This is a genomic window from Enterobacter cloacae complex sp. SYL003 (assembly GCF_049236925.1).
Taxonomy (GTDB): Bacteria; Pseudomonadota; Gammaproteobacteria; order Enterobacterales; family Enterobacteriaceae; genus Enterobacter; species Enterobacter intestinihominis.
Map to the genome: position 1 here is coordinate 1 of NZ_JBMKJK010000042.1, position 4,561 is coordinate 4,561.

General features: G+C 59.1%; 4 protein-coding genes and 1 pseudogene. All 5 read right to left on the reverse strand.

Features of this window, described 5'->3' with window-relative positions:
* Nucleotides 1-79: 79 nt before the first annotated feature.
* Nucleotides 80-571, reverse strand: coding sequence for a type VI secretion system effector Hcp (gene hcp / locus ACOT1A_RS24285; RefSeq protein ID WP_009653685.1), 492 nt, complete (start codon nt 569-571; stop codon nt 80-82).
* A gap of 5 nt (nt 572-576) precedes the next feature.
* Nucleotides 577-2,283: an OmpA family protein gene (locus ACOT1A_RS24290; RefSeq protein WP_368958382.1), complete on the reverse strand. Its 1,707-nt coding sequence runs from the start codon at nt 2,281-2,283 to the stop codon at nt 577-579.
* Nucleotides 2,280-2,969, reverse strand: a complete 690-nt coding sequence (gene tssL, locus ACOT1A_RS24295; RefSeq protein WP_276170476.1) for a type VI secretion system protein TssL, short form — start codon at nt 2,967-2,969, stop codon at nt 2,280-2,282. The genes ACOT1A_RS24290 and tssL overlap by 4 nt, the downstream gene beginning before the upstream one ends.
* Complete coding sequence (gene tssK / locus ACOT1A_RS24300) at nt 2,966-4,306, reverse strand: type VI secretion system baseplate subunit TssK (protein ID WP_022648283.1); 1,341 nt, start codon at nt 4,304-4,306, stop codon at nt 2,966-2,968. The genes tssL and tssK overlap by 4 nt, the downstream gene beginning before the upstream one ends.
* A gap of 15 nt (nt 4,307-4,321) precedes the next feature.
* Nucleotides 4,322-4,561 (reverse strand): annotated as a pseudogene (locus tag ACOT1A_RS24305) (type VI secretion system contractile sheath large subunit); the annotation flags it as partial.

Consider the following 4,561-nt stretch of genomic DNA (forward strand, 5'->3'; position numbering starts at 1 on the left):
TTGTGTTTTTCTTTGCACAGCGTCCGTGCATACAGACGCTGTGCAAAAAACTGCGGACAGGGCCCTGTCCGCATGCGACTTACGCGGTGGCGCGTTCGTTCCAGGAATCGGAATGAATGATGTTGCCGTCCTTGTAGGTCCAGGTGATTTTTTCGTAGCGCAGTTCAATCTGCTCGAGGTGGTTGTGCTTCTCGAACGCCGGATCTTTGATGTCGTGCATCTTCGGATTCACTTTCACCAGCTTCACGTTCTCAAGCTTCGTGTTGAAGTACTCCACTTCCTGGCCCGCGTCATTGATTCTGTACCACTTAAATTCCGCAGATTTCAGGGTCTGGCCGGTGGTCACCGCCTTGTACAGGTACGGGCTGGAGGAGTCGATTTCCTTGGTGAACAGGAACGGGGTGTGGATACGGGTACCGGTCAGCTTGCCGGTGTTATTGTCGGTCGGGATGTACAGGTTGTGCTCCTGGGCCACCACCTCGATGCTGCCTTCACGATCCTGAACGTCCACAGACCCTTTGATGTCCGCGCCGCCGTCGTCCTTCAGCCACAGATAGACTGGTATTGCCATGTTAATTACTCCGTTAAGTTGTTATCAGCGCCATCATCCTGCGATGACGCGGGGGTGTTGCCCGGCAGCTGGCAGGCGTTCGCCTGCGGCACCAGACTGATTTCGACACGGCGGTTCAGCGCCCGGCCTTCCGCCGTGTCGTTGGTGGCGACAGGTCGGCTTTCACCGTAGCCCTGCACCGCAAAACAGCTCTCCGGCACATCGCCGGTATCGCGCATCCAGTCGCGCACGGACTCCGCACGCTTCAGCGACAGGACCTGGTTGGACTGGTCATCCCCGGTGCTATCGGTATGGCCCGCCACTACAATCAGCCAGCCGGGCTTCGCCTTAATGCCCACCAGTGAGTTCACCAGCAGCTTTGTTGAGGCGGGTTTCAGCGCCCACTTTCCGGTATCGAACAGCGACATGCTGTCGAGGCGGATGATTTTCGGCGCGACCTTTTCCACAGGCTTTGGTCGAGGAGGTGGTGGCACATATGAGCGGATCGCTTCCAGCACCGGTATTCGCAGACGTTCCCCCCGATAAAGCCCCAGACCCAGCCGGGCCGGTACACCATTGCGTGCATGCTCATCCAGCAGCGCCGCATCCTCGCGCAGCACCTGTACGGCGCTGGCTTTAGGACCGTAATCATCCATGGCGATGCTGTTGTAACGGACAATATCGAAGCTAACGCGTTGCAGCAGCTGGCGGTTGTTCCAGCCACTGCTGAGCAGTGCAGCAATGGTCGCCAGCGTGAAGATTCCGAGCGCACCGCGCCAGGTTCGTCCATGCGGTGTCAGGCCTCGTCCTTCTGGCAGTAAAGGGAGGACAAAATTCGGGAACAGGGAAATAACCGTACTGTCCGTTCCCGCCGGCTGCCAGCCAGACACCTGCTGCATCGCAGTATGGCGGGACAACCACGCTGTCCAGACAGAGGTGGCCATGCTTCCGGCCAGGATCGGGCCCAATCCCCACAGAACCGCAACAGGTTCAATGACAGGAATATCGGGGTTTTCATCCATAAGGACAGCGTGGACGTGCTGTTGGAACCAGCTCATCAGGCTGTTCATAAGCACCTGTTGATGCATCGCAGGCGTTCCGCCAGTATTAACCCATTCAGCAACTGAGCCAGGCGCTGAAGTCCCACTCCAGACCTTTACCCCTTCCCCCAGGATCGCCGTCTGCCAGAGCATGTCATTCATCATCGCACTGCCGACCTGTCCATTCAGAACCAGTGGCACAGAATGGCCGGTTGCTTTACGCAACCGACTAATCTGCCAGCGCAGGGCAAGCAAACGACTGGTAAGGCGTTCACTGTCAGGGTGCTGCTGCGGACAAACACTGACCATCACTGACAGCTGACGTCCCCAGTCGGAGCGCAACCACAGTACCTGACGGGCGGCCTGCTCCAGTTCCAGATGATCCTCCACACGGATCCAGCAGCCCTGCGTGACAGTAAGTACCGGTGACTGATGCGGCCAGGCAAGCGGCAGATCGCCACAGACCAGTACCACGGGCTGGCAATAACTGGTTTCAGGCAGGTCCTCCAGACACAGGGTGAAATCGTGCTGCACGCGACGGCAGGCGACAGCCCAGAACGCCATGATTAGCCCCAGTACCGCCAGCAGGACGAGAACGGAAACCAGCCGGGATGCTGGCAGAAACCACAGGCAGACCACTGCACTCAGCAGGGCAGCCCAGAGCGCAAGCCCGCGCTGTTGTGCAGGGCTCATTTCACGGCTCCCGGCAGCAGGGTAAGCAGTGTCTGATCCAGCCAGCAATCCAGTCCCCACCATAATGCGGTGACCACCACCACACTCAGGCCAATGCGCATGGGCCATGATGCAAGCCAACCCCTTATCCCCCGTCCGGCATGGCTTTCCGCCAGAACGGGATGGGGTTGTGAATAGCTGAACGGCGCAACATGTTCATTAAGTGCATTCATGAGTTTCTGCCGCTCAGGATCGTTCAGGGAGCGGAAGTTGCCGAGGAATCCGAGCATCATGACCCGCTGGAAGCAGGTCACGACAGCGTGGTCAGGAGCCGGTTCACGCAGCACATCGCGCATCCGATCGCACAGCGTGTCACCGGCGTCCATGGTGCCAAGGAAGTGCCCCTGCAGGGGAATGTCATACCACTGCACGCAGGCATCATCCTCCACACCGCGACTCTTAACCGCCTCATCCAGCAGCGCACATTGTGCGGTGAGAATATGCCGGCAGCGGGCTTCATCAAGTTCGCCCGCTTTCAGCTCACGCTGCACACGTTCGACATCAGCAATACAACGCTCCCACAGCGTGCGCCCTTCTCCATCCTGAAATTTCGGACCGTGACGCAGGCTGATCACCTGCAGCCAGGTATCCTGCAGCAGGGCATCAATATCAATGGCCGCGGCAGCGCCGCGTTTACGCTCACTCATGTTCTCAGCACCGCAAAGAGTTCAAGTTCAGGCTCGCCGAGCATGCCCGGAACGTAAAACATGCAGGTGCCGCCCTGGAGCATTTCAGTGGCCTGAGGATGAGAGACATCAAGACTGAAATACTGATTTTCCAGACGTAACGGAATGGCTGCCGGCACATGGCGCAGCGGGGTCAGCGGCACGCCCACCCGCGATGAATTGACGATACTTCTGACATGATCGGGGCTGCCAACCTTGCACTGGCGCGGGAACTGCTCCTGCAGCTGAGCCACCGGCACCATTGAACGAACGGAGAGGTAGTAATCCGCCCCTTCACGCAGACGCGGATCATGCAGACGGGCCTGCCAGAAGTGCAGCCGGGCATCGTGCTCAAGCTCAATCGCCACCACCCGCGATGGCAGACTGGCTTCCAGAAGGTCCCCCAGTAAATCAAACAGCGGCGGAAATACGTTATTCAGTTGCTCGTGCTGCCAGACCGGGATCGCACTCACCTGGTGCTCCAGCGAGAAGGTCAGCAGGCTGCCCGCCAGGCGGGCCAGCTCCGGATACAGGCGTTCAGGCGGACTTTGCGGATGGCGCTGAAACTGCCCCAGCACGGGCTCAGCGCTGTTGAGGGCATTCAGCAACCAGAACAGCGACACGTCGGCCACGGCAAAGTCTGCCATGCGCTCATTACTTTCCCGTCGCATGGCCATCAGTCGGCTCAGGCGTACACGTAGCTGGATCATCAGCTGTTCGAGCTGGGTTAACAGCCAGCGGCTGCCCTCGATGGCCAGGAGCGGGGGGAGAAACGTCTCATCAGGCTGCCATGCCCCCTGCAGATCCTGCTGCAGGCGGGCAACCGGACAGGTCAGGTAATCGCTGTTGTTCTGATGTGCAAACCGCAGCGTCAGCTCAGGACGCATTACCGCAATCTGGCGGGTATCGTCCCCGAAGGTATTGCGGATATCCTGCCAACGCTGGCGATAGCGAACAGGACGCCCGGCTACCTCATCGGGCTTAAGACAGTTGCCACCATTCGCGCGCAACAGCGGAAGCGCGAGCATCACTACCACCTCATTTGATTCACTCTCCAGCGCGAGAACCGGTGGCAGATCGTCAGCATTATCCGTGTCGATAAGCGTCCCGTCGGGGAAACGGATGTGCAGATGACGGGCCTGCAGGCGGCCCAGTTTCAGTGCATCCGGTTCGAAAGTGGCTTCAATCACTCCCCAGGGATGGGAGAGACCTAACCGGGCGATGCATTCCGCAGACCAGGCCGCATACGCGGCCTGTTGCTGGAAGTGCTGGGGAGAGACCATCTGGCCCCTGCCCCATAACGGTTGTTCCGTTTTCATGCTTCCTGCCTTACGTTACGCTTTCGCTTTCGGCATCTGGCTCACCAGAGACAGGTTCACATCCATGCCTTCCACCTGGAAGTGCGGCACCGCAAACAGCTTCACGCGGAAGAAGCCCGGGTTGTCTTCGATATCTTCCACCACCACCTTCGCGTCACGCAGCGGATGAGAAGCCTGCAACTCATCGCCCGGATCGGTCATTTCCGTCACCAGACTACGCACCCAGGTATTCAGCTCCAGCTCCAGCAGACGGCG